This window comes from Nocardioides candidus, assembly GCF_041321175.1.
Taxonomy (GTDB): Bacteria; Actinomycetota; Actinomycetes; order Propionibacteriales; family Nocardioidaceae; genus Nocardioides.
The window spans coordinates 241,823-266,530 of the sequence record NZ_JBGGWC010000003.1 but is presented as its reverse complement, the minus strand read 5'-3'; the positions used below and the strand labels follow the sequence as shown (position 1 = coordinate 266,530).

Sequence of the window (24,708 nt, the reverse complement as noted above, 5' to 3'; positions counted from 1 at the left end):
AGATCCTCCGATACATTCTGTTACACAGCGGCCTTGTGTAACGATGTGTATGCCGTCGGTCGGGTCAGCGGCCGGCGTCGAAGCCGCGTCTCGCCGCAGGACCAGCTGCCCCGGGAGCATGCGTTCCGAGTCGGCGGCGGGCCGCCTCGTCGGGACTCTCAGCTAACGGACCAATCTCTGGGACGTTGAGGTCCACGGGGCCGTCCAGCACCGCCTGCCTAGCCGCTGCGCTCAGGGACTCGGCCAGGGTCTCGATGTTGGCCGACAGCACGTGGTCGAGGATTTCGGCGATGCTCCCCGCGGAGCCGTCGAACTGGTCAACTAACTCGGCGGCTAAGCGATCGAGGACACGGTTGCCCTGGGCGGTGAAAGCGACGAGGCCGGGGGCCGGCTGCTCGGCGGGGGAAGTGCTCATCAAGTCCTCCTTGGTTAGTCACCTAAGTGAGCATGGGACCTGGGAACGATCAGAGTCGGGCGAGGCAAATGGTGGCGGACCGCGGTTCAGCGGTTCGTCAATTAGGGCTCGGGATCCGTTGAACCGGCCAGCGCGGCCCGCGATGGCAGTGCTCACCTCCATCGTTACCCGCGGGATCGGAGGTTTCCCCTGAACCTATCGGCCCTCGCGGATATGGTCGTGCGAGTGGCGCTTCCTCTGGCTCGGGGCACGCCGAACTGTTCGCGTCGGAGGGAACACACACGTAGCTCATGAGACTGAGTCGGATCGAGATCGCGAACCACAGCCGGATCAAGGACCTCCAGGTCGACGTACGGGGGCACGCAGTCATCGTTGGTGCCAACGACGTAGGCAAGACGTCACTGCTGCGTCTGCTCAATATGCTGCTCGGCAGCACGACGGCTCAGCTGTACCAACATGCCAGCGTTGCCGATCTCGACGATGCGACCGCCGAGTTGGTTGTCGACACTCATTTCGCGGAGTTCACTGACCCGGAAAGAGCCCTCTTTCCCCGGGAGATCAGCATCGACCCTGGGGACCAGTCGGAGTCGTTGCGTGTCCAGCTCGTCATCGCAGCTGACCCTGACGACGACCAAGCCATCACCGTGCGTCGATGGTTCCCTGAGGCAGGCCATGACCGGATGCCGTCCCGCGAGCAACTCGCGGCCTTCGGCTGGCGCTACCTTCCCGCGACGCGCGGCACATCGGCCTCGTCGATCGATGGTCCCAACTCTGCCCTTCAGGCGCTGCTCAAGGCGATCGATCTCGGCGCAGAGAAGTCGGTGCTGACTGGCCTGCTAGACAACTTCAACAGCGAACTTGGCTCAAGTACCACGATCACGGGACTGCGTGGCGACGTGGCTGCCCACCTCTCGAAGGCCATGCCTCGAGAGATTGCGGAGGACGACCTCTCGGTTCGCACCGCCGCCGATCCGGCCGACGGTGTGCTGGGCAGCGTCTCAATGTTTTTTGAGCGTGACGGGGAACATGTGCCGATCAGCGAGCAATCAGACGGCCTGCGGCAGCTCATGTCTATGACGCTGTTTGACCTGGCTGAAGGCACTGCCAATGTCGTTGCGATCGACGAGCCCGAGCTGCACCTCCATCCATCAAGTCAACGAACCCTGGCTGAACTGTTCAGCGACGCGGGCAATCAGAAGATCCTGGCCACGCACTCGCCATACATCGTGCAGCGGTTCGAGCCGTCTCAAATCATCGCAGTCAGCCCCGACGGGGTCTGCAACCAACTGGCCGCTGACAAGCTCACCGCGATCGAGAAGCTCCGGGCCAACTGGTGGTCGCCCCGACTACTCGAAGTTCTTACCGCCCGCTTTGCGCTCATCGTCGAGGGATCATCCGATCGCGTCCTCGTCGAGGCGGTGGCCCGACTCATGGGGGTAGGTCTCGACCGACTCGGCGCTGTCGTGTTCGACCTGGACGGCGCCATGAAGTTCCCGCATGTCTACAAGCTCATCGGCAAGTCAGGTTTTCGCGTGCCCATTCTCGGGTTGGTCGATGACGCAGAGAAGGGGAGCTGGCTGGGGCAGATCGGTGGCAAGCCGTCGGACGTTGTTGGCACGACCGTGTTCGTCTCGGACCCGGACCTTGAGGCCGAGTACTGCGCAGCCCTGACAGGTCCGGGCGTCGGACGGGCACTCATCGCGGCTGGCTACTGCAAGGAAGCTGCCATCCTTTCGACCGCCGGCGTGGCCGCCATGGACGACGTCACCGCTGAGTCGATGGCGGCGTACTGCCGCAAGGACAAGGTGGCAGCGGCAGTTGCTATCGCATCGCAGCTCGACCTGGCTACCGCCACGAAGATCACCAGCGTCCACGACATGATCACGCGACTCCAGGTGATCGGCACCGCCTGATGACCGAGGAGACCGACCCGCAACGCCTCGCGGCCGGCAGTGAAGAGCCAAACCTGTTGGTCGTCGCGCCGCCCGGCTGCGGGAAGACTGAACTGCTGGCTCTTCGAGCCGTCGAACTGATTCCGCGTCTCGCACCGAACCAGCGGATTCTGGCACTGACGTTCACGAATCGGGCGAAGGCTAACCTTGGCGACCGCCTGCAGGGGCTACTGGGGCGTGAACGTTTCCGGCGCTACGTCGCCGTGCACAACTTTCACGGTCACGCTGCCGAACTGGTGCTAGCCCACGGCCGGACCCTCGGACTGCCCGTCGCTGAACTCAAGATGCCGACAACCAAGACGCTCCGAAAGGCCCTGGAAGCGATCTCCACCGACACCGCCTCGCAGCGGTCGGCCACTGAGGTCCTTGCTGTCACGAAGCGACAGCCCCTGAGCGACGAGGAGATTCTCGCGATGCTCAGCGGGCCGGGCAACGAACTCGCCAGACAAGTCGAGCTGGACCGAATCCTCGCAAACGAGCTGCATTACGAGGATCTTCTTCGGCATGCGCAGCGCCTGCTCCTCGTTGACAAGGTCGCCAACCTATATCGACAGCACTACGGTGCCGTGCTCGTAGACGAGTTCCAAGACCTCTCACCTCAGCAGTTGGCCATTGCATTGGCGACCTGCACGACCTCGCGCACCTTCGTGGGCGACCCACTTCAGGGCATCTACTCCTGGGCTGGTGCTGAGCCCGCCAAGGTGGAGGCCGAACTTCGAGAGATCTGCGGCGATCCGATTCCACTCACGGTCTCGTACCGCTCGTCGCCGGCCGTCCTAGCCATGTTGAACGGCGTCTCCGGTCGGCTTGGGGGAGGTGAACTGCAGGCCGCGAGTCCCGAGAACTGGCCCGGCGGTGGTGCCGCGTCTGTATTCAAGCTGCCCTCGACCACCGATGAGGCCTCGTTCATCGCTGCAATCAGCGAACAGATCGTGAAGGCAGACCCGACCGCATCGGTGGGCGTCATCGCTCGGTCTGGATGGAGACGTGGCGAGATCGATCAGGCCTTCGCTGGCATGGCAGATGTCCCGTGCCGTAGGTGGGATCTTGCCATCGAGGACCCTGCAATCCTCGATCGCCTCCGGGCGGCCGTGGCTGGGATGCCCAAGGGGATCTCGTTCGAGGACGCACTCGCGCGGGTGATAGCGACGACCGACCCCAGCGATGTCGACACCCTCGAGCAGGTGCAAGACGCATTCGAACAACTCGAGGCGGTCGGCGCGGCGGGCGTCCGGTCCGCTCTGCAGCAGTTCCGACTCCGCCAGGATGATGCACCGATCGAACCGGGCGTTCATCTCTTGAACGCGCACACCGGCAAGGGACAACAGTTCGACTGGGTGTTCATCCCGGGTCTGGAGGAGCGCCACCTGCCTGATCGGCGCTCCAGCAGCGGCGCGGCTTTGGCCGAGGAGGAGCGCGTGCTACTCGTAATGCTCTCTCGGGCAAAGCATGGCGTCGTGGTGACGTACGCACAGACGCTATCCGGGATGTACGGGCCCTATGCCTCCAAGCCGAGCCGATGGCTGTCCGGGCTCGCAGCTACCGCGACCATGAACTGGGAGCAGTTGGAGGCTCATCTGAATGAGCTCTATCCCAAGCAGGAAGCTGCCAAGTGAACTTCACCCGCAGGAACGTCGAGGCACTGGGGAGCCCGGTTTGCGGCAATGTCGGATCGGTCGATTCCGTGCCCGGCGAAGGGCCGCCTTCCGGCCGCGGTCAGGACATCGCTGCGTCGGTCCAGCCAAGTTGTCTTGCCGGACTGGCGCCCGCTAGCTGTGATGCCCAGCCAGGTTGTCCAACCGGGTGATGGGTGGGAGACCGAGGGCTGAGTGGGGCCGGTGGTTGTACTGGTGTAGCCAGCCTGCCAGAGCGGCGCGTCGGGCGTTCTCGGAGTTGTAGAGCTTCTCGTAGGCCCAGCCGTCGTTCAGGGTGCGGTGGAGTCTTTCGATCTTGCCGTTGGTTTGGGGCCGGCGGGGCCGGGTGCGCTTGTGGGTGATGCCTAGGTCGGCGCAGGTGTCGCGCCATAGGTAGGAGACGTAGGGCGAGCCGTTGTCGGAGAGCACTCGCTCGACGGTGACTCCGCGTTCGGCGAACCACGCGACAGCGCGGTAGAGCACACCGACCGCGGTCACTGCGGTCTCGTCGTCGTGGCATTCGGCGTAGGCGACGCGGGAGTGGTCGTCGATCACGGTGTGCACGAAGCAGGTCCCGATCCTCGGATGCCGGTCGGCGGTGGTGAGACCAGTGCGGTTCCGGGTCGCTTGCCGGTTGCGCTCACCTTGTTCTACTCCCACGAACCGCCAGCCGCCGCCGTCGGGAATGTTGCCCAGCTTCTTCACATCGACGTGGATCAACTCACCGGGGCGCTCCCATTCGTAGCGGCGGGCAGGCTCCCCGGTGACCCGGTCGATGTGGGAGAGACGGTTGAGCCGGCAGCGGGTCAACACCGCGTGCACGGTCGAGGCCGGCATCCCGAGCTTCGCAGCGATCGGGACTGGCCCGAGGCGTTGCTTCCAGCGCAGGTGCACGATCTTGCGCATCACCGGCTGCGGGGTCTTGGCGTGCTGGGTGTGCCGGGCCGAAGTCCGGTCGACCATCCCTGCTGGCCCTTCGTCCCGGTAGCGCTGGGACCACTTCGCTGCGGTGCGCCAGGAGACATTGAAGAACTCAGCCGCTCGAGATGGCGGCCAGCCGTCATCGACGATCAGCCGCGCCAGGCGCAGTCGGTGTTTCGGGGTCAGTGCCGCGTTAGCGTGGGCCATGAAGGCCTCCTCGTGGGTGAAGTCCTAGACAGCTCCACTCCACATCCGGGAGGCCTTCACCTATCTACGGCTCGCCGTACCCGATCGCACAACGTGCCTGGGCATCACAGCTAGCTGCGGCACGGTTGCTCGAGTTCTCTGGAGGCTCCTTCTCCTGCGTGGCGCCCGGCTGCAAAGGCCGCATCCACTGCTGCACGGGTTCGCTCGGTGCTGCTGGGCATGAGATGGGTATAGGTGCGCAAAGTGAAGCCGGGGTCGCTGTGGCCGAGGTACTCGGACACGGCGCGAATCGATTCGCCGGCGTCTAGGAGCACGGAGGCGTACCAGTGGCGTAGGGCGTGCATGCCGTTGTCACGGGATTGCTCGATGCCCACATGGGCTTGGCCGGGCTTCCAGAGCCGTGTGTTGAAGTAGTTTCGGTTGAGGGCAGAGCGCTCGCGTGTGGTGAGTATGAGTCCTGCGCTCGATTTGGAGTTCGCCTGGGGAGTTCCCCACGGGAGCGTGACGCTACGTCGCGGGTAGGTCGCGAGGTGGCTACTGAGTTCCGTTGCGACGCTCTCGGGCAGGGGGACGGTGCGGGTCTTCTCGCCCTTCGGCAGGCCAAAGACGAGGCGGTTACCTCCGAACACCTTGACTTGTCGCCTGACCTCGACGACCCCGCGGAGGAAGTCGATGTCCTCGACCGCGAGCCCGAATGCCTCGCCTTGGCGTAGTCCCAGCCCCGAACCTAACGTGACTGCGATCCTGTATTGGGGCGGAAGCGCGTCGTGCATGGAGGAGACCCATTCTGACGGCCAAGGCACCACCTTGCGACGCGAAGTTGCTGGCCTTGTCACTGAACTGGCCTTGCATGGATTCTTGGCAATCATGTCGTCGTCGACCGCAGCCGAGAAGATCGCAGACACGTTGGAGAAGATGACGCGCCGGTAGGTCTCGGCCATCTCCATCGAACGCAGGAGCTTCTGAATCGTCGACGGCTTAATCTGTCGTAGTTCGAGGTGTCCCAGCGTCGGGAACACGTGGAGCCTGAGTCGCAACTCAGTCGCCTCATAGGTCAGTGGACTGAAGGTCCGGCTGTCGAGCCACCCCTCGGCATAGGCCCGAAACGAGATCCTGCCGGCGTCGACATCAAGGTAGGTTCCACGGAGCTTGTCCGCCTCAACCGTGTTGCGGAATGCGACCGCCTCGGCTTTGCGTCTGAAGGTCTTGCGGCGCTGCCGCCCCTCGGGATCTCGATAGTTCACAACGTAACGAGGGCTCCCGTCGTCCGCTGGCCTACCGGGACTAATGCTGGCCATGGCTGTCCTTGGCAGAGTCCGACCGGGTGACCAGCAAGGCTGACGCACATCTGCGGCGTGGTGGCGCTAGAACCGATTCCGGCTGAGGCTGATGGCCTCTCGGTGTCACTGATTCTCCTCGAGTTGCACCGTCCAATTGATCACGGTTGCTGCCCGCCAGCGCAGGTGCTTTCCGACACGGAAGCCGGCCGGGCCGTAGCCCGTCGTCCGCCAGGAGTAGATGGTCTGCTTGGTCACGCCAAGGTAGGACGCGACATCGTCGATGTCCCACAGCTCTTCGGCGTCGACCAGCCTGGGTGCCCGGCTGCCGCGGCCTCCGCGCCGCCGCGGCCCAAAGATTCCCGGTTCCATAGCCGGCACGTTCGAGTTCGTTGCCATCATCAAGCCCCTCCTCGCGGCGTTGACGGACATTTGGTCTACGGGCACCTATGTCCGACGGCCGCATGGGAGCGATCACGTCGGAGGAAACGATGTGACAGCAAGATGACTCGGGCATCGCGGCGGTGGTCGCCGAACTGTGCGATGCCAGGCTGGTGGCTCGGGCAACCGACCCGGGCCGCGACCTACCCGAAGAGGCCCCTGAGGACCGCGTGGCAGGAGATAGCGCTACCCAAATTTGTACCGGATTTGTAACAGACGAGCGGCTACCAACAGCAAACGCCGCCGAACGACCAAAAGGTCGCTCGGCGGCGTTTATGCAGGTCAGCGGCTGTTCTTTGCGGTCGTTCGGCGTCGCTGAATGACCGCAGCCGGAGGCCCGGTTAGATGTCGTAGTAGAGCTCGAACTCGTGCGGGTGCGGGCGCAGCTGCACGGGGGCGATCTCGTTCTCGCGCTTGTAGCTGATCCACGTGTCGATCAGGTCGGGCGTGAAGACGTTGCCCACCGTCAGGAACTCGTGGTCGGCCTCGAGGGCGTCGAGCACGGCACCGAGCGAGGTCGGGACCTGGGCGATCTCGGCCATCTCGTCCGGCGGGAGCTCGTAGATGTCCTTGTCGATCGGCGCGGCCGGCTCGGTCTTGTTCTGGATGCCGTCGAGACCGGCGAGCATCAGGGCCGAGAAGGCGAGGTAGGGGTTCGCCGACGGGTCGGGGAAGCGGGTCTCGATGCGCTTGGCCTTCGGGTTGGTGCCCGTGATCGGGATCCGCACCGAGGCCGAACGGTTGCGCGAGGAGTAGACCAGCGAGATCGGCGCCTCGTAGCCGGGGACCAAGCGGTGGTAGGAGTTCACCGTCGGGTTGGTGAAGGCGAGCAGCGCCGGGGCGTGCTGCAGGATGCCGCCGATGTACCAGCGGGCCATGTCGGACAGGCCGCCGTAGCCGGTCTCGTCGTAGAACAGCGGCTCGCCGCCCTTCCACAGCGACTGGTGCACGTGCATGCCCGAGCCGTTGTCGCCGAAGATCGGCTTCGGCATGAAGGTGACCGACTTCTCCTGCTGCCAGGCCGTGTTCTTGATGAGGTACTTGAACTTCATCACGTCGTCCGCGGCCTTGAGCAGCGTGTCGAAGCGGTAGTTGATCTCCGCCTGGCCGGCGGTGCCGACCTCGTGGTGCGCGCGCTCGACCTGGAGGCCGCAGAGCTCGAGGTTCTTGACCATGTCGGCGCGCAGGTCGCTGTAGTGGTCGTAGGGCTCGACAGGGAAGTAGCCGCCCTTCAGGCGGGTCTTGTACCCCTTGTTGCCCTCCTCCTCCTTGCCCGAGTTCCACCAGCCCTCGACGGAGTCGATGTGGTAGTAGCCCTCGTTGACGCCGGTGGAGTAACGGACGTTGTCGAAGATGTAGAACTCGGCCTCGGGGGCGAAGAACGCCGTGTCCGCGATGCCGGTCGTGTTGAGGTAGGCCAGCGCCTTCTTCGCGATGTTGCGCGGGTCGCGGCTGTAGGGCTCACCGGTGATCGGGTCGTGGATGAAGAAGTTCAGGTTGAGCGTCTTCGACTTCCGGAAGGGGTCGACGTACGCCGTCGTCGGGTCCGGGAAGAGCGACATGTCGGACTCGTTGATGGCCTGGAAGCCGCGGATCGACGAGCCGTCGAAGCCGAGACCGTCGTCGAAGACCGACTGGTCGAACGACGAGACCGGCACGGTGAAGTGCTGCATGACACCCGGCAGGTCGACGAAGCGGACGTCGACCATCTCGACGCCCTCGTCCGCGATGAACTTGAGCAGCTCTTCGCTGTTGCTGAACATTCGTTCCTCCTCGGCCGACCTGAGGTCGACCCGTTTGGGAATCCGGTCTTCCGGAATGAGGGTCTAACGCGGCATCGTACCTACGCGACGCTGCGCGACGACCGCCTGTCCAGGAACCTACGGAGGGGCGATTTCTCAGCCATGACCAGATTGTTTCCGGGATGTAACAGGTTCGCGGGAGAGCTGAGATCGACCGTTCGCGGCCCGGTCACTAGGGTGGCGGCGATGTCTGGACCAACTGTCGGCCGACCGGCCCCCGCCCCGGGCGAAGTGCCCTTCCCGACCGCCTCCTGGGCGCGCCGGGTCCTTGCCCTGATCGTCGACTGGACCGCCTCGACGGGCCTCGTGCTGCTGCTGGTCGGCACGGACAAGTACGGCGAGACCGGTTCGCCGGCGCAGGCGATCACCCTCGGCGTCTACATCGTCGAGGCAGCCGTCTTCACCTGGCTGTTCGGCGGATCGCTCGGCAAGCTCGTGACCGGTCTGCGCGTCGTACCGGCGAAGGGCTACGGCCGGCTGTCCAACCTGGTCCCGCTGCTGCTGCGACAGGTCCTGATCGCGCTGGTCATCCCGCCGCTGGTCTTCCGCAACGACGGCCGCGGGGTCCACGACCTCGTCGCCGGCACCGCGACCGTGACCATGGACACCTATCGGATGCTGCGCACCACGGGTGTGCCGCGGCGCTGATCAGCGTCCGCGGAGGTTGCCGCGCATGCCCTTCATGCTCGTCGGCACCGGACCGCGGGGGAGCGGCACCTTCGGGCGCTGCGCGTCGAGCGCCTTGAGGCGCTGCAGCAGGTCGGTCTGCTCGGCGGGCTTCACCTGGCGCCCGAGCTTCTGCACGTGACGCACCAGCTTGGGCAGCGGCACCTGGCCGTCGCCGCTGCCGACCAGCACCTCGTGCACCGGGAAGTCGGCGGCGACCCGCTCGTGCTTCTTGCGCTCGCTGTTCATCAGCTGGCGCAACCGGTTGGGGTTGCCCTCGCCGACGAGCACGATGCCCGGAGGGCCGACGACGCGGTGCACCATGTCCTGCTGCTTGGTGAACCCGACGACCTCCTCGACCTGCCAGCCGCGGCGCAGCATGCTGAGCGCGCGGGCGCCGGCCCCGAGCTGGCCCTCCATGCGTGTGTACGCCGCCTTCTGGGCCTTCCGGCTGAAGACGATCATCATGCCGAGCAGTCCCAGCAGCACGCCGCCGATCACGGCGATGACGGTCAGGAAGACGCTGTCGCCGGGCAGCTTCCAGAAGATGAAGAAGCCGATGCCGCCGAAGACCAGGAACGCCGCGAGCATCCACCAGCCGATCGAGCGGTCGACCTCCCTGGTCATCCGGAAGGTCTCGATGATCTGCCGGCGCCGGCTCATGGTCGACGGGTCAAGCGGGGTGCTGCTGCTCATGCGTGGCTGTCCTGCATCTCTGTCTGCGACTGACGGGATTCGACCGCCTGACGGTACAGCCGACCGGCGCGGTACGACGAACGGACCAGCGGTCCTGAGAGCACGCCGGAGAACCCGAGCTCCACGGCCTCGGCCTGCAGCTCGACGAACTCCTCCGGCTTCACCCAGCGCTCGACCGGGTGGTGCCGCACGGACGGGCGCAGGTACTGCGTGATCGTGAGCAGCTCGCAGCCCGCGTCGTGCAGGTCGGCCATCGCCTGGCTGACCTCCTCGCGGGTCTCGCCCATGCCGAGGATGAGGTTGGACTTGGTGACCAGGCCGAAAGCACGCGCCTGGGTGATCACGTCGAGCGAGCGGTCGTAGCGGAAGGCCGGCCGGATCCGCTTGAAGATCCGCGGCACGGTCTCGACGTTGTGGGCGAGCACCTCGGGACGCGACTCGAAGACCTCGGTCAGCAGGTCGGGCCGGCCGTTGAAGTCGGGGATCAGGTTCTCGACGCCGGTCTCGGGGTTGAGCTCGTGGATGGCGCGCACGGTCTCGGCGTAGAGCCAGGCCCCGCCGTCCTCGAGGTCGTCGCGGGCGACGCCGGTGATCGTGGCGTAGCGCAGACCCATCTTCTGGACCGACTCGGCGACCCGACGCGGCTCGTCACGGTCGAGGGGCTGCGGCTTGCCGGTGTCGATCTGGCAGAAGTCGCAGCGCCGCGTGCACTGGTCACCGCCGATGAGGAACGTCGCCTCGCGGTCCTCCCAGCACTCGAAGATGTTGGGACAGCCGGCCTCCTGGCAGACCGTGTGCAGACCCTCGGACTTCACCAGGCTCTGGAGGGCGGTGTACTCCGGCCCCATCTTGGCCTTGGTCTTGATCCACGAGGGCTTCCGCTCGATCGGGGTCTCCGCGTTGCGGACCTCGAGACGGAGCAGCTTTCGACCTTCCGGAGTGGGCGCAGACACGTCGGCAAGAGTACTCCGCAGGTGTCCGGAGCCTCGCTTCGCCGACACCGTCCGACTACGGCACGTCGCGGCGCTGGAACGACGCCAGCGACGCGCCCGCGAACAGCACCAGACCGACGCCCAGGAACCACAGCGCGCGACCGATCGGGAGGATCTTCTCGACCTGGCAGGAGCCGTCCTGGATGCCACCGCCCGGGCAGGGTGCGTCGACGTAGTAGCTCGCCCCGTCGAGGATGATCGCGTAGACGTTGAGGCCGGGGTTCCACACCGAGTCGATGCCGATGACGGCGAGCACGACGCCGCCGGCCACGCTGGCCGCCAGGAGTACGCCGAGCGCTCCCACCGTGCTGCGGAACAGCATCGTGAGCGCGTATCCCGCCAGCGCCGCGGCACCCGCGACGCCAGCACCGCGCCACCCGCTCTGCAGGCAGTCGAGGAGCAGCCCATGACCCAGGGAGATGTCCCGGGAGTGCGCGGCGAGCGCGAGCACGCCCCAGTAGGCCGTGATGACGAGGGCACTGAACGCGGCTGCGAGCACGGTCACCACGCCGGCCTTCGCGCCCCACACGCGGGGGCGACGGGGCTCGAACAGCAGCTGGTTGCTCACCGAGCCGCTGGCCCAGTCGTGGCCGGCGAAGGTGGTGCCGGCGAGCATCATCAGGATCGCCAGCACGATCACCACGGCGACTCCCGAGCCCTCCTCGCGCTCGGAGGCCAGGTCGAGCCGCTCCCAGTAGGCGAACCACTCCGGCTGGGGGAGGATCATCTCCTCGCAGGCGGCCTCGACGTCGTCGGGGACCGGCCGGCCCAGGTTGCTCTCGGGATGGGCGATGCACTGGCGCAGGTTCCGCTGGATGTAGGGCTGCTTGGCCTCCGCGTCGGCCTGTGCCTGGGCCGAGGCCAGCTCGTCGGGCGCCGGAGGCCGGGTCTCGAGGATCCTGGCGACGCCGATGACCACCGGGATCGCGACCGCCAGCGCCAGGATGACGAGCACGGCACGACGGCTCAGGAAGCGGATCAGCTCGACTCGGAGCAGCCGGTTCATGCGACCGCCTCCTCGTCGTCACCGGCGTGTCCGAGCTGGTCGGCCTCGGTGAGCTCGAGGAAGTAGGACTCCAGGTCGGCCCGGAGCGGGGCGAGCTCGGTCAGCCAGATCCCGGCCTCCCCGAGGATCCGCGTCACGTCGGCAGGTGCGTCGGTCTCGACGTGGAGCCGGTCGTCGATGACCGTCGCCGTAACCCCGGCCCGGCCGAGCAGCGGGACCGCGGCCGCGGGGTCGGGGACCGCCACCCGGTAGGAGCGTCCGCCACCGAGCAGCTCGTCGACGGTGCCCGACGCGAGGAGCCGCCCGTTGCCGATGATGGTCGCCGACGTACAGACCTGTTGCACCTCGGCGAGGATGTGCGAGCTCAGCAGCACGGTCACCCCGGACTCACCGAGGTCGCGGATGGTCTCGCGGATCTCCCGGATGCCGGCGGGGTCGAGGCCGTTGGTCGGCTCGTCGAGGATCAGCAGGTCCGGCTCCTTCAGCAAAGTGGCGGCGATCGCGAGGCGCTGCTTCATGCCGAGGGAGTAGGACTTGTAGCGGTCCTTCTCACGGCCGTCGAGCCGCACCGTCTCGATCGCGCTCTCCACGCGCTCGGCCGGGACTCCGATCGCACCCGCCAGCAGCCGCAGGTTGCGGCGGCCGCTGAAGTTCGGGGAGAACTTGGGCGACTCCACGACCGCGCCCACCCGCCCGATCACCTGGGGCAGCCGCTTCGGCACGGGCTCCCCGAAGAGGCGCATCGTGCCGCTGCTGGGGCGCGCCAGCCCGAGGAGCATCCGGATCGTCGTGGTCTTGCCGGAACCGTTCGGCCCCAGGAAGCCGTGCACGCCTCCGGCCGGCACCGCGAGGTCGAGGCCGTGGACGGCCACCCGACGCCCGCCCCGGACACCCCGGAACTCCTTGCGCAGCCCTGCCGTCTCGATGACGAGGTCGCCCACCCGAAATCCTCCCCCTGCCCCATGTCCCACGCGGTCTCGAAGAACCAGACGATCCGATCACGACTTTGGTTGGGTCGGGTGCCGGACACGCCGCCGTGGGGGTGGCGGATGGTCAACTGGCGGCATGGACACCAAGGAAGCCCTCGTCGACTACCTCGCCGGGCAGCGCCGCGTGCTGCTCCAGAAGCTCGACGGTCTCTCGGAGCGCGACCTGCGGATGCCCCGCACCCCCACCGGCACCAACCTGATCGGCATCGTCAAGCACTGCGCCAACGTCGAGTACGGCTACTTCGGGCCGACCTTCGGCCGCGAGATCGAGGATCCGAGCGGACTGGTCTCCGACGAGGTCTGGGAGGCCGACCCACAGGCCGACTGGTACGCGACCGAGGACGAGACCAGCGCCGACGTGGTCGCGCTCTACCGGCGGGTCCAGGCCTTCTGCGACGAGACGATCACGGCGCTGTCGCTCGACGCCCCCGGTCGGGTGCCGTGGTGGGGCGCCGGCGGCGACGTCACGCTGGGCCACGTGCTGATCCACGTCATCCAGGACCTCGCGCGGCACGCCGGCCACGCCGACATCCTGCGCGAGGGCATCGACGGGTCGGTCGGCTTCATGTCGACGGGCGACAACCTGCCCGAGATCGACTATCCGGCGTACGTCGCCAGGCTGACCGCCCTGGCGGAGCGTTCCTGACGCATGCGGCTCAGGACGAGGTCGGGGTGAGGAGCTCGATCCGCGGCATCTTGCCGGGGTCGGGACGTGGCTCGTAGTCGGGAGTGGCGTCGTAGGGCTGCCAGGCGAGGAGCTCGCTGAGGTGGCGGCGTACGGAAGGGATCACCTCGGCGACCGTGACGTCACGGCCGAGCTCGCGGCTCAGGGAGGTGACGCCGGCGTCGTCGATGCCGCAGGGCACGAAGCGGTCGTACCAGGAGAGGTCGACGTCGCAGTTGAGCGCGAAGCCGTGCATCGCCACGTTGTGCCGGACGCGGATGCCGAGCGCGGCGATCTTGCGCTCGGGCCCACGGGCGTCGGCCTTCAGCCAGACGCCCGTGCGGCCGGGCACGCGCGCGCTGGTCACGCCGAAGTCGCGGCACACGGCGATGATCGCCTCCTCCACCCGCCGGACGTAGTCGACGACCTTGACGTGGTCGGGCAGCCGCACGATCGGGTAGCCGACCAGCTGGCCCGGTCCGTGGAAGGTGATCAGCCCGCCGCGGTCGGTCTCGACGACCTGGGCGCCGCCCGGGTCGGCCGGCCGGTGGTGGGGTTGGGTGCGGCGACCGGCCGTGAAGACCGGCGGGTGCTCCAGGAGCAGGACCGTCTCCGGGACGGTGCCGTCGACGACCCCGGCGTGCAGCTCGCGCTGCAGGTCCCAGGCCTCGACGTAGTCGATCGCGTCGGCGCCCAGGCCGACCTCCCGGAAGTCCAGATCGGTCACCTCTCGAGGATACGCGGCGGCCTGTGGAGGAGCGGATGCACTGCGCGGCGCCCGCGGGTAGGACTGGGGCGTGCCCGTCGACCCGCTCCCGACCCGTCACCTGCGCGTGACGGCCGCCGTAGCGTGCGCCGTCGGGATCGCCGTGCTGGCCGTGCTCGTCACCGGGCTGCTGCGCACCCACGAGGGCTCCGCGGAGGAGGCAGACCCGCCGCCACCGGCGTCGTCATCGCACCGGCTGCCACACGTCAGCCTCACCGAGGCCGCGGCCTCGGTCGCGGTGCTGCGCGACTGGGACCGGGCCCGGTCGAGGGCGTGGGCGCGTGGTGACGTCCAGGCGCTCCGGCGCCTCTACCTCACGGGTGCCGTGGCGGGGGAGCGGGACGCGGCGATGCTCCGCGCCTGGGTCGACCGCGGCCTCCGCGTGCGGGGGATGTCGATGCAGGTCGCCGCGGTGGAGCTGTGCGCCCGCACCGACCGGCGGATCGTGCTGCTGGTGACCGATCGGCTCGCCGGCGCTGTCGCGGTGCCGCGCGGCGGCGGCAGTCCCCGCGGCCTCCCGCAGGACGGTTGGACCACGAGACGGCTGGCGTTCCGCCGTACTCCTGGAGGGTGGGTGCTCGCCGCTGCCTACGACAGACCGCTGGCGAGCACGGCGGCCACGTCGGGATCGACGAACTCGTAGCCGAGGTCGAGGAGCGCCTGGGGCCGGGTGTTCAGCGAGCCGAGCACCTCGGAGGAGACCCGGCCGGCGGCGGCCTTGATGAGGGGGGACGGTACGGCGGCGAACGCCGGCCGGTGCACCGCGTGGGCCAGCGCCCGGGTGAACTCCGCGTTGGTCGGCGTCTCGACGCAGCAGAGGTTGAAGGGACCGGCCGCGGTCGGGTGCTCGCAGAGGTACGCCGCCGCGCCCACCCAGTCGCGCAGCGAGATCATCGGCATGTGTTGCCGGCCGTTGCCGAGCCTGCCTCCGAGGCCGGCCTTGAACAGCAGCCGCAGTTGTTGCAAGGGCGCGCTCGAGCGGTCCATGACCGGCGTGGTGCGGAGGAAGGCGACGCGGACACCGGCGTCGACGGCGGGCCGGGCGGCCGCCTGCCAGTCGCGGCAGACCTCGGTCATCAGCGTGTGGCCGCGGCTGTCGGCGTCCTCGGTGAGCACGGCGGAGCCGTGGTCGCCGTACCAGGCGATGGCGTTGCCGGCGACGAGGTACGGCGGGTCGGCGGCCGCAGCCACCGTCTCGGCGAGCAGCGCCGTCGTGCGGACCCGGGAGTCGTGCAACGACTGGGCCCACTTGCCGGAGTGGGGGTTGCCCAGCGTCGGCGAGCCGGCCAGGTTGACCACGACATCGGCCCCCGCGACCAGCTCACGGTCGACCTCGCCGGCGTAGGGATCCCACGGGGACTCGTTGGCGAGCGAGGTCGACCGCCGGACCAGGGAGGTCACCCGGTGGCCGCGACCCTCGAGCTCGGCCTTCAGGTGCGAGCCGAGGAAACCCGAGCTGCCTGCCATCACGATCGACTTCGCCATGGTTCCCACCCTGCCACGGCGGTCGATGTGAGAGCCTGTGGGCCGCCCGGACGACCGGGCTCGCATCGGGGAGGCCCTGGATCGTGAACAGTAGGACCGGAGTGCGGCTGCGTGCCGCCGGGATCGCAGCCCTGTGCGCACTGGCGCTGGCGGCCTGCAACGACAAGTCCGACGACCCCAAGGCCGACGCGGACCCGACGTCGGCCGCGACGTCCGACGCCACGAGCGCACCGTCCGAAGCCTCGTCGAGCACGACCTCCGCGACGACCGACGACGGGTCCGACGGCACTGCCGGCGAGAGCGGCGTGGAGGTCCTCGACCACGGCTCGGGCGACCAGCAGGTGCTCGCCCTGCACCTCACCGAGGGAGCGCGCGCGACCACGTCGATCGAGATGACGATGACCATGAGCTCCAAGGGTCTGGACCTGCCGACGATCCCGCTGACCATGACGATGTCGAGCGAGGTCCTCGAGGTCGGCGACGACCGTTCGACGGTGCGGGCGACCTACGACTCCGTCGAGGTCGGCGACGGCGTGGCCCCGGACCTCCGGGCCTCCCTCGAGCCGGAGTTCGCGATCCTCAAGGGCATCGCGATCACCTTCGACTACGCCCCGAGCGGCACCCTCCTCGACACCCGCGTCGCCCTGCCGGACGACGCCCCGCCGTCGGCGCAGCAGCTGGTCGACCAGATCTCCAACAGCCTCAGCGGCGTCGGGATGACCTTCCCGTCCGAGCCGGTGGGTGTGGGCGCCTCGTGGCGCAGTGAGTCGACGGTCGGCTCGGTCGCGGTGAACATCGACCAGACGACGACGTACACCTTGGAGGAGTTCGACGGCGAGAACTACCGCGTGAGCATCGAGGGCTCGGGCGAGGTGCAGCCGGGCTCGACCGGGGCGGCCACCGTCACCGCGGGGTCGGTCACCACCACGGGCGAGATCGAGGGATCGCTCGACCAGGTCGTCCCCCTGCACGGCACCACCCGCGCCAGCACCGACATGGTCATCGAGGCGTCCGGGCAGAAGGTCCGCACGACCACCGACATCGACATGACGATCACCACGACCGAGAACTGAGCAGGTTTCGGCCATGCGGCGGATCCGGATGCTGGTCCCGCTCGGCGCCGTCGTCGTCTGCTCGCTCGCGCTGAGCTCGTGCGACGACGAGGAAGGATCGGCGAAGGACGGGCGTCCCGGGGCGAGCGCCTCCGCCGGCGACCACGACGACTTCCTCGCCCGGACCGTGGACCGCGGCGCGGGCAGACGCCAGGTCCTCGCCTTCGAGGTGACCGCCGGGGACCGGTCGACCACGACGTACGACATCACCGTCGACGTGGCGATCGACGACCACCCGTCGGTAGCCGTCCCGCTCACCGTGGTGCAGACCACCGAGGTCCTCGACGTCGGCGACCTGCTCAGCACGGTGCGGACCAAGATCGAGTCGGTCGAGGTCGACCAGGGCCGGACGACGCCCGAGGTCGCGCGCAGTCTGGAGTCGCAGTTCTCCCCGGCGGAGGGCGCCGTCATCACCCGGCGGCTCACCCCCAGCGGCGAGCCGCTCGACATGGACTACCCCTCCGAACGGCCGGCGATGATGGAGGGTCTCCGGGCGCTCAACTCCATCCCGGGCCTGCCGATGCAGACCGAGCAGCTGTTCTTCCCGGCCGAGGCTGTCGGCGTCGGGGCCAAGTGGCGGGTCGTCTTCAGCAAGGAGTCGAGTGCGCGTCCCGCGGACACGGTCGTCACCTACCGGCTCGAGGAGCTCGACGGCGACGACTTCCGGATCAGCTACCGGATGACCGGCGACTACCCGCCGGACGTCTACGGATCCTTCGACGGCTCGGGCGACATCCGCGGTTCGTTCGCCTCCTTCGCGCCCACCTCGCTGGTGGGCGACTCCAAGGGCGAGGACAAGGAGGAGGTCGACGGCTCCTCCGTCCACGTCACCTCGCAGGCCCACTTCGAGGTGACGACCACCAGCAGGTGATCCGACGACGACGGCGGCCGTCCCGATCGGGACGGCCGCCGTCGTCGTGGTGCGTCGGGGTCAGACCTCGAACTGGGCAGCCTCCAGGCGCGCCTTGACGTCCTGCAGGAAGCGACCGGCGTCGGCGCCGTCGACCAGGCGGTGGTCGTAGGTCAGCGCGAGGTAGACCATGTGGCGGATCGCGATGGTCTCGCCGAGGTCGGGGTCGTCCATGACGACCGCGCGCTTGACGACGGTGCCCGGACCGAGGATCGCGACCTGCGGCTGGTTGATGATCGGCGTGTCCCAGAGGGCGCCGACGCTGCCGAGGTTCGTGATCGTGAAGGTGCCGCCCGACAGCTCGTCGGGACCGATCTTGTTGGACCGCGTGCGGCCCGCGATGTCGGCGATCTTCTTGGCCAGGCCCGAGATCGACAGGTCGCCCGCCTCCTTGACCACCGGGGTCAGCAGGCCCTTCTCGGTGTCGACGGCGAACGCGATGTTCTCGCGGTCGTGGTAGGTGATCTCGCCCTTCTCCATGTCGAGCGTCGCGTTGAGCGCCGGGTGCTGCTTGAGCGCGTCGATCGACGCCTTGGCGAAGAACGGGAGGTACGACAGCTTCACGCCCTCACGCGCGAGGAAGTCGGCCTTCGTCGCCTCGCGCAGTCGCGCGATGTTGGTGACGTCGACCTCGACGACCTGGGTGAGCTGCGCGGAGATCTGCACCGACTCGACCATCCGCTGCGCGATGATCTTGCGCAGCCGGCTGACGGGCACGGTCTGGCCACGCAGCGACGAGGGCGTCGTGCTCGAGGCGGCGGCGGGCGTCGAGGCCGCCGGGGCGGCGGCAGCCGGAGCGGCCGGGGCCTCAGCGGGCTTCTGGGCGGCGGCCGCGTCGAGGACGTCCTGCTTGCGGATCCGGCCTCCGACGCCGGAGCCCTTCACCGACGCCAGGTCGACGCTGTGCTGGGCTGCGAGCTTGCGGACGAGCGGGGTCACGTAGCCGGGGCCGTCGCCACCGCCCTGGGCGGGCGCGGGGCTCTCCTGCTTCGGAGCCTCTTCCTTGGGAGCCTCCTGCTTCGGAGCCTCCTCCTTGGGCGCCTCTTCCTTCGGGGCCTCTTCCTTCGGGGCCTCTTCCTTCGGGGCCTCTTCCTTGGGAGCCTCCGGCTCGGGCTCCTGCTTCGGCTCCTCCTTGGGCGGCTCCGGCTCGGACCCGCCCTCCGAGGGGGAACCCGAACCGATGATCGCGAGCTCGGCGCCGACCTCGACGGTCTCGTCCTCCTCGGCCTTGATCTCCAGCAGCGTGCCGGCGACGGGGGAGGGGATCTCGGTGTCGACCTTGTCGGTGCTGACCTCGAGGAGCGGCTCGTCGACGGCGACCTCGTCGCCGACCTTCTTCAGCCAGCGGGTGACCGTGCCCTCGGTGACGGACTCGCCCAGCGCGGGGAGGGTCACCGGCGTGCTCTCGCCGCCACCCGAACCACCCGAACCACCTGATCCACCGGAGGCCGCGGGCTCCTCGGCGGGCGGCTCGGGTGCCGACTCCTCCTCGGCGGGAGCGGGCTCCTGCTCCTGCTCGTCGCTCTGCTGCTCGGGCTCGGGCTCGGACTCGGACTCGGACTCGTCCGAGGATTCCTCGCCACCGGAGGAGTCGCCGCCGCCCTCACCCTCGTCGCCGACGATCGCGAGGATCGCGCCGACCTCGACCGTGTCGTCCTCGTTTGCCTTGATCTCCAGCAGCGTGCCGGCGACCGGTGAGGGGATCTCGGTGTCGACCTTGTCCGTGCTCACCTCGAGCAACGGCTCGTCGACGGCGACGCTGTCGCCCACCTGCTTGAGCCAGCGGGTGACGGTGCCTTCGGTGACGGACTCGCCGAGTGCGGGAAGAGTGACTTCGGTCGCCATGAAATCCTCGAGTTCGATTCGGTGTTCGTTGCGTGGGTCAGCTGTGCGTGTGCAGGGGCTTGCCGGCCAGGGCGAGGAACGCCTCGCCGAGGGCCTCGTTCTGGGTCGGGTGCGCGTGGACCATCGGCGCGACGTCGTCGGGGTGGGCCTCCCAGCCGTAGACCAGCTGGGCCTCGCCGATCAGCTCGCCGACGCGCTCGCCCACGAGGTGGACGCCGACGACCGGGCCGTCGACCTGCCGCACCAGCTTCACGAAGCCCTGGGTGCGCAGGATCTGGGACTTCCCGTTGCCGGCGAGGTCGTAGGTCAGGGTGGCCACCGCGTCGCCGTACTGCTCCTTGGCCTGGGCCTCGGTGAGGCCGACCGAGGCGACCTCCGGGCGGGAGTAGGTGACCCGGGGGATGCCGGACTCGTCGATCGCGCGCGGTGCGAGGCCGGCGATCTCCTCGGCGACGAAGATGCCCTGCTGGAAGCCGCGGTGGGCGAGCTGCAGACCGGGCACGATGTCGCCGACGGCGTAGACGCCCTCGACGCCGGTGCGGCAGCGCTCGTCGGTGGTGACGTAGCCGCGGTCGAGGGCGACGCCCTGCTCCTCGTAGCCCAGGCCCTCGGTGCGCGGCACCCGCCCCACGGCCACGAGGAGTACGTCGGCGCGGAGCTCGCTCTCGTCGGAGAGCGTCACGACGACGCCGTCGCCGGTGGTCGTGACCTTGGTGACCGACGTGCCGGTCCTCGCGGTGATGCCGCGGCGGCGGAAGGCCCGTTCGAGCGCGGCGGACGACGCCTCGTCCTCCGGCGGCAGCAGGCGGGGGAGAGCCTCGACGATCGTGACGTCGGCGCCGAAGGAGCGCCACACACTGGCGAACTCGCAGCCGATGACCCCGCCGCCGAGCACGATCGCGGTCTGCGGCACCCGGTCGAGCCGCAGCGCGTCGTCGGAGGTCAGCACCCGGGTGCCGTCGACCTCGATGCCCGGCAGGAGTCGCGGCGCGGAGCCCGTGGCGAGCACGACACTGCGGCCCGTCAGCGTGACCTGGCCGTCCTCGGTGTCGACGGTGACCTGGCGGGGACCGGTCAGGGCGCCGCGCCCCTCCACGACCCGGATGCCGCGGCTCTTGATGAGCCCGGTCAGGCCCTTGAAGAGGCGGCTCACCACGCCGTCGGCGTACTTCAGCACGCCCCCGGCGTCGACCCCGTCGAGCTTGGCCAGGACGCCGAACGTCTCTGCCTCGCGGGTGGAGTCGGCGATCTCGGCGGCGTGCAGCAGCGCCTTCGTCGGGATGCAGCCCACGTGGAGGCAGGTGCCTCCGAGCTTGCCCTGCTCGACGAGCGCGACGCTCAGTCCGAGCTGGGCGGCGCGGAGGGCACAGGCGTAGCCGCCGGACCCCGCGCCCAGGATCAGAACGTCGACCTCGTCGTCGCGCCCGGCCTCGGTCACCGCTTGTCCTTCCGGTCTGAGATCTGGGTCTCTCGGGTGAGGCGCCCATCCTTGCACCACGGGTCCAGCCAAGCGCAACGGCCCGCGTACTCGCGAGTAGTCACGCGACACGTCCTGGCCGGGTTCGTCGGGATGCTGCGACGGGAGGCTGGGTGGATGTAGCAGACTTGTCCCCATGGGCGTGTTCGACCGGTTCCGGAGGGGACCGAAGATGAGCGGGCCGGCGCGTGACGCCGCCCGCACCGGGTCGACGCGCGTGCGCGCCTCCGACAAGGTCGACGAGGCGCACCTCTTCGAGTGGGTGGGCGAGCGACGCGGTGTCGAGGGGTTCGTCGAGCCGCGGACGGCCGTCAGCGAGGTGACCCTCCTGCTGGTCGCCCACGACGGGGAGTGGACCCGGCGCAGGGTGCCGAGCGTGAAGTGGGCCCACGACTTCTGCAACAAGCACCAGGTCCCGTCCTACGACGCCGCCGTGGTCGGCGTGCCGCAGCGGATGCGCGACTACAACTCCCGCGTCCGCAAGGCCCAGAAGGCCGCGGACTACGAGCGCTACAAGCCCCGCGACTGACCCGAGGTCAGGCGAGCGCGCGCGCCAGCTCGACCAGCGTGGCCACGCCGTAGCCGGTCGCGCCCGAGGTCCAGTGGCCGGTCGGGCCACCCTTGTTGAAGGCAGGGCCGGCGATGTCCAGGTGGGCCCACGGCAGCCCGCCGGTGAACTCCCGCAGGAACGCGCTCGCGAAGAGCGCGCCGCCCCAGCGGATGCCGTCGTACTGCGCCAGGTCGGCGACCTTCGAGCTCCGGATCCGTTCGCCCATGTGCTCCGGGATCGGCATCGGCCAGGCCTCCTCGCCGGCGGCGTCGGCGGCGGCAAGCACCATCGCGACGGTGGCCTCGTCGCCGACCACGCCGCACATCCGGTCGCCCAGCGCCATCGTCATGTGCGCGGTGAGCGTGGCCACGTCGACGACCAAGTCGGGCGCGTCCTCGACCGCACGCCCGAGCGCGTCGGCCAGCACGAGCCGGCCCTCGGCATCGGTGTTGGTGACCTCGACGGTCGTGCCGTCGTACGTCGTCAGGACGTCGCCGGGCCGCATCGCCGAGTCGCCGACCATGTTCTCCGCGAGGGCGGCGTAGGCGGAGACGCGGACGGGGAGCCCGAGCCGGGCCACGGTGAGGACGGCCTGCACGACGGCGGCCGCGCCCGCCATGTCCTCCTTCATGGTCGGCATGCTCGCGGCGGGCTTGATCCAGAGACCGCCGGAGTCGAAGGTGATGCCCTTGCCGACCAGCGCCAGGTGGGTCGTCGCCCCCTCGGGGTGGTAGTCGAGCTCGACCAGGCGCGGCGGCGCGGCCGACCCCTGGCCCACGGCCAGGATCCCGCCGCAGCCGAGCTTCCTCAGCGCCTTCTCGTCGTGCACCTCGACGCTCACGCTGCCGACGTCGCCCGCCGCTGCGACGATCTCGTCGGCGAACGCGGCCGGCGTGAGGTCGGCCGGCGGCGTGTTGGTCCAGTCGCGGGCGACCGCGACGGCGTCGGCGACGAGCTGGGCGTCGTCGAAGGCGGCGACCGCCTCCTTGCGCCGCGCGGCCGGTGACAGCACCACGATCTCGGCGGGCGCGCTGGGGGAGCCGCCGCTCTTGTAGCGGGTGAATCCGTAGCCGCCGAGCCGGTAGCCCTCGAGCACCGAGCGGACCAGCTCGGGGCTGTCCGCCGGCAGCGCGAGCGCGACCGAGGCGGCGTTGGTCACCGCCCGCGCCGCGGCGCCGGCGGCCCGTCGTACGGCGGGCGGGTCGGTCTCCGCGCCGAGCCCCACCAGGACCAGCAGCGGTGACCCGATCGCACCGTTCGTGGGGACCTTGGCGACCTCGCCGGCCCTGCCGGTGAGCCCCAGCGTGGCGAGGAGCGGCGCGAGCCGGCGGCCGTAGGCGGCGGCGACGTCCTCGCCGCCCGCGGCCAGTGCCGGACCCCGCTTGCCCGTGCCCGGCACCACGCCGACGACCACGGCCTCGGCCCGGGTCTTGGCGGGGCTGGCGGTGCGGAGGGCGTAGGAGGTCATAGGCCGGAGACTAGACGCAGCCACCCGGTCCGACGCTGGGTAGGGTTTGCGGCATGCACGCCACTCTTTCGCGCTCTCCTCTGCACGACCGGCACGAGGCGCTCGGCGCGAAGTTCGCGGAGTTCGGCGGCTGGGAGATGCCGCTGCAGTACTCGGGCATTGTCGAGGAGCACAACGCCGTCCGCTCTGCCGTGGGCGTCTTCGACGTCAGCCACCTCGGCAAGATCACCGTGCGCGGCGCCGGCGCCGCCGACTTCGTCAACGCGACGCTGAGCAACGACCTGGGCCGCATCGGGCCCGGCAAGGCGCAGTACACGCTCTGTCTCGATGCCGAGACGGGCGGCATCGTCGACGACATCTTCAGCTACTTCCACGACCACGACCACGTGCTGCTGGTGCCCAACGCGGCCAACAACGGCGAGGTCTTCGACCGGCTCGTCGCTGCGGCGCCCGAGGGGGTCGAGGTCGTCAACCACCACGCCGACTTCGCCGTGCTGGCGGTGCAGGGCAGGAAGTCCGACGACGTCCTCGCGGCGATGGGCCTCCCCGTCGGTCACGACTACCTCACCTTCGTCGAGACGAACTACGACGGCAGACCGGTCGTGGTCTGCCGCACGGGCTACACCGGGGAGCGCGGCTACGAGCTGATCGCCCCGAGCGACGTCGCCCCGCAGATCTGGGACGCGATCATGGCCGCCGGCGCCGAGCACGGCATCCTGCCGTGCGGCCTGGGCGCCCGCGACACGCTGCGCACCGAGATGGGCTACCCGCTGCACGGCCAGGACATCGGCCCCTCCGTCACTCCCAACGAGGCGCGCCTGGGATGGGCGGTCGGCTGGAAGAAGCCGGAATTCTGGGGGCGCGACGTCGTACTCGCGGAGAGGGAGCGGGGCGCCCGGCGCAAGCTCGTCGGGCTCAAGGCCACCGGCCGCGCCATCCCGCGGCCCCACATGTCCGTCTCGCTCACCCCCGACGTGATGCTGGGTGAGGTCACCTCGGGCACGTTCTCGCCGAGCCTGAAGCAGGGCATCGGCATGGCGCTCGTCTCGACGGTCGTCGCCGACGACGCCGAGGTGGGCGTCGACGTCCGTGGTCGCCGCGAGGTCTTCCAGGTCGTCAAGCCACCCTTCGTCGACACCTCCGTCCGGGAGTCGTGATGAACCTGCCCGAGCAGCCCGGCGTCTTCCGCCAGCCCACGCCGTCCGAACGACCGTGGTGGTGGCGCCTCGAGGACGCCGCCGGTGCCGAGGCCGACCTCGGCTCCGCCGATGACGAGTACGGCGACCAGCGGTTCAGCAGCCAGGCCGACGCCGAGTCCTGGATCGGTGAGACCTGGGAGGGCCTCAAGGAGATCGGCGTCGCGCAGGTGACGCTCTTCGAGCTCGACAGGCTCGTCTACGGTCCCATGTCGCTGAGCGCCTGACGGCTAGTCT

24 protein-coding genes are annotated in these 24,708 nt (G+C 69.0%); 10 read left to right on the top strand and 14 right to left on the bottom strand.

Going from position 1 to position 24,708, the window contains the following annotated elements; translation table 11 throughout:
- Nucleotides 1-64: 64 nt before the first annotated feature.
- Nucleotides 65-415: a hypothetical protein gene (locus tag ACAX67_RS15585; protein ID WP_370704787.1), complete on the bottom strand. Its 351-nt coding sequence runs from the start codon at nucleotides 413-415 to the stop codon at nucleotides 65-67.
- 290 nt (nucleotides 416-705) lie between these two features.
- Between ACAX67_RS15585 and ACAX67_RS15580 the strand changes: the two genes are divergently transcribed.
- Both ACAX67_RS15580 and ACAX67_RS15575 read left to right on the top strand, forming a co-directional pair.
- Nucleotides 706-2,328: an ATP-dependent nuclease gene (locus tag ACAX67_RS15580; protein WP_370704786.1), complete on the top strand. Its 1,623-nt coding sequence runs from the start codon at nucleotides 706-708 to the stop codon at nucleotides 2,326-2,328.
- Nucleotides 2,328-3,983: a UvrD-helicase domain-containing protein gene (locus ACAX67_RS15575; protein WP_370704785.1), complete on the top strand. Its 1,656-nt coding sequence runs from the start codon at nucleotides 2,328-2,330 to the stop codon at nucleotides 3,981-3,983. Before ACAX67_RS15580 ends, ACAX67_RS15575 begins: the two co-directional genes overlap by 1 nt.
- 153 nt (nucleotides 3,984-4,136) lie before the next feature.
- On the opposite strand, the gene ACAX67_RS15570 is transcribed toward ACAX67_RS15575, so the two are convergent.
- From ACAX67_RS15570 to glnA, 4 genes are all read right to left on the bottom strand, one after another.
- A complete protein-coding gene (locus tag ACAX67_RS15570; RefSeq protein WP_370704784.1) occupies nucleotides 4,137-5,129 on the bottom strand; it encodes an IS481 family transposase in 993 nt (330 codons plus the stop codon).
- 110 nt (nucleotides 5,130-5,239) lie between these two features.
- Entirely contained in the window at nucleotides 5,240-6,373 is a 1,134-nt protein-coding gene (locus tag ACAX67_RS15565) for a site-specific integrase (RefSeq protein ID WP_370704783.1), read from the bottom strand.
- A gap of 159 nt (nucleotides 6,374-6,532) precedes the next feature.
- Nucleotides 6,533-6,808, bottom strand: coding sequence for a helix-turn-helix transcriptional regulator (locus tag ACAX67_RS15560; RefSeq protein WP_229856847.1), 276 nt, complete (start codon nucleotides 6,806-6,808; stop codon nucleotides 6,533-6,535).
- Between the two features lie 380 nt (nucleotides 6,809-7,188).
- On the bottom strand, nucleotides 7,189-8,610 hold the full coding sequence (gene glnA / locus ACAX67_RS15555) for a type I glutamate--ammonia ligase (protein ID WP_370704782.1): 1,422 nt from the start codon (nucleotides 8,608-8,610) through the stop codon (nucleotides 7,189-7,191).
- Between the two features lie 225 nt (nucleotides 8,611-8,835).
- Between glnA and ACAX67_RS15550 the strand changes: the two genes are divergently transcribed.
- The gene (locus tag ACAX67_RS15550; RefSeq protein WP_370704781.1) at nucleotides 8,836-9,297 is read left to right on the top strand and encodes an RDD family protein; all 462 of its coding nucleotides are present in this window, start codon (nucleotides 8,836-8,838) and stop codon (nucleotides 9,295-9,297) included.
- Here ACAX67_RS15550 and ACAX67_RS15545 read toward each other — a convergent pair whose 3' ends face one another.
- The 4 genes from ACAX67_RS15545 to ACAX67_RS15530 are packed head-to-tail and all read right to left on the bottom strand — an operon-like array spanning nucleotide 9,298 to nucleotide 12,950.
- Nucleotides 9,298-10,011 carry a DUF4191 domain-containing protein gene (locus tag ACAX67_RS15545; protein WP_370704780.1) on the bottom strand — a complete coding sequence of 238 codons (714 nt, stop codon included), beginning with the start codon at nucleotides 10,009-10,011 and terminating at the stop codon, nucleotides 9,298-9,300.
- Complete coding sequence (gene lipA / locus ACAX67_RS15540) at nucleotides 10,008-10,964, bottom strand: lipoyl synthase (protein ID WP_370704779.1); 957 nt, start codon at nucleotides 10,962-10,964, stop codon at nucleotides 10,008-10,010. Before lipA ends, ACAX67_RS15545 begins: the two co-directional genes overlap by 4 nt.
- Before the next feature lie 55 nt (nucleotides 10,965-11,019).
- A complete protein-coding gene (locus ACAX67_RS15535) occupies nucleotides 11,020-12,009 on the bottom strand; it encodes a hypothetical protein (protein WP_370704778.1) in 990 nt (329 codons plus the stop codon).
- On the bottom strand, nucleotides 12,006-12,950 hold the full coding sequence (locus tag ACAX67_RS15530; protein WP_370704777.1) for an ABC transporter ATP-binding protein: 945 nt from the start codon (nucleotides 12,948-12,950) through the stop codon (nucleotides 12,006-12,008). Before ACAX67_RS15530 ends, ACAX67_RS15535 begins: the two co-directional genes overlap by 4 nt.
- A 124-nt stretch (nucleotides 12,951-13,074) precedes the next feature.
- On the opposite strand from ACAX67_RS15530, the gene ACAX67_RS15525 reads away from it, so the two are divergent.
- Nucleotides 13,075-13,644 (top strand): DinB family protein, encoded by a 570-nt coding sequence (locus ACAX67_RS15525; RefSeq protein WP_370704776.1) that lies wholly within the window; start codon nucleotides 13,075-13,077, stop codon nucleotides 13,642-13,644.
- Between the two features lie 10 nt (nucleotides 13,645-13,654).
- Here the strand turns inward: ACAX67_RS15525 and lipB are convergent, their stop codons facing one another.
- Nucleotides 13,655-14,389 carry a lipoyl(octanoyl) transferase LipB gene (gene lipB / locus ACAX67_RS15520; protein WP_370704775.1) on the bottom strand — a complete coding sequence of 245 codons (735 nt, stop codon included), beginning with the start codon at nucleotides 14,387-14,389 and terminating at the stop codon, nucleotides 13,655-13,657.
- Between the two features lie 70 nt (nucleotides 14,390-14,459).
- Here lipB and ACAX67_RS15515 point away from each other — a divergent pair, with 70 nt between their 5' ends.
- A complete protein-coding gene (locus ACAX67_RS15515) occupies nucleotides 14,460-15,071 on the top strand; it encodes a hypothetical protein (protein ID WP_370704774.1) in 612 nt (203 codons plus the stop codon).
- Here ACAX67_RS15515 and ACAX67_RS15510 read toward each other — a convergent pair.
- Nucleotides 15,017-15,913 carry a TIGR01777 family oxidoreductase gene (locus tag ACAX67_RS15510; RefSeq protein ID WP_370704773.1) on the bottom strand — a complete coding sequence of 299 codons (897 nt, stop codon included), beginning with the start codon at nucleotides 15,911-15,913 and terminating at the stop codon, nucleotides 15,017-15,019. The genes ACAX67_RS15515 and ACAX67_RS15510 overlap by 55 nt on opposite strands.
- An 83-nt stretch (nucleotides 15,914-15,996) precedes the next feature.
- Here ACAX67_RS15510 and ACAX67_RS15505 point away from each other — a divergent pair, with 83 nt between their 5' ends.
- Nucleotides 15,997-16,986, top strand: a complete 990-nt coding sequence (locus ACAX67_RS15505; RefSeq protein ID WP_370704772.1) for a DUF6263 family protein — start codon at nucleotides 15,997-15,999, stop codon at nucleotides 16,984-16,986.
- A gap of 13 nt (nucleotides 16,987-16,999) precedes the next feature.
- Nucleotides 17,000-17,896, top strand: coding sequence for a hypothetical protein (locus tag ACAX67_RS15500; protein ID WP_370704771.1), 897 nt, complete (start codon nucleotides 17,000-17,002; stop codon nucleotides 17,894-17,896).
- 60 nt (nucleotides 17,897-17,956) lie between these two features.
- On the opposite strand, the gene sucB is transcribed toward ACAX67_RS15500, so the two are convergent.
- On the bottom strand, nucleotides 17,957-19,780 hold the full coding sequence (gene sucB / locus ACAX67_RS15495; protein WP_370704770.1) for a 2-oxoglutarate dehydrogenase, E2 component, dihydrolipoamide succinyltransferase: 1,824 nt from the start codon (nucleotides 19,778-19,780) through the stop codon (nucleotides 17,957-17,959).
- A 37-nt stretch (nucleotides 19,781-19,817) separates the two neighbouring features.
- Nucleotides 19,818-21,218: a dihydrolipoyl dehydrogenase gene (gene lpdA, locus ACAX67_RS15490; RefSeq protein ID WP_370704769.1), complete on the bottom strand. Its 1,401-nt coding sequence runs from the start codon at nucleotides 21,216-21,218 to the stop codon at nucleotides 19,818-19,820.
- Nucleotides 21,219-21,429: 211 nt separating this feature from the next.
- Here lpdA and ACAX67_RS15485 point away from each other — a divergent pair, with 211 nt between their 5' ends.
- Nucleotides 21,430-21,786 (top strand): hypothetical protein, encoded by a 357-nt coding sequence (locus tag ACAX67_RS15485; protein ID WP_370704768.1) that lies wholly within the window; start codon nucleotides 21,430-21,432, stop codon nucleotides 21,784-21,786.
- Nucleotides 21,787-21,793: 7 nt separating this feature from the next.
- Here the strand turns inward: ACAX67_RS15485 and ACAX67_RS15480 are convergent, their stop codons facing one another.
- Nucleotides 21,794-23,275: a leucyl aminopeptidase gene (locus ACAX67_RS15480; RefSeq protein WP_370704767.1), complete on the bottom strand. Its 1,482-nt coding sequence runs from the start codon at nucleotides 23,273-23,275 to the stop codon at nucleotides 21,794-21,796.
- A 53-nt stretch (nucleotides 23,276-23,328) separates the two neighbouring features.
- On the opposite strand from ACAX67_RS15480, the gene gcvT reads away from it, so the two are divergent.
- On the top strand, nucleotides 23,329-24,432 hold the full coding sequence (gene gcvT, locus ACAX67_RS15475) for a glycine cleavage system aminomethyltransferase GcvT (protein WP_370704766.1): 1,104 nt from the start codon (nucleotides 23,329-23,331) through the stop codon (nucleotides 24,430-24,432).
- Entirely contained in the window at nucleotides 24,432-24,698 is a 267-nt protein-coding gene (locus ACAX67_RS15470) for a hypothetical protein (protein ID WP_370704765.1), read from the top strand. Before gcvT ends, ACAX67_RS15470 begins: the two co-directional genes overlap by 1 nt.
- Nucleotides 24,699-24,708 lie beyond the last annotated feature (10 nt).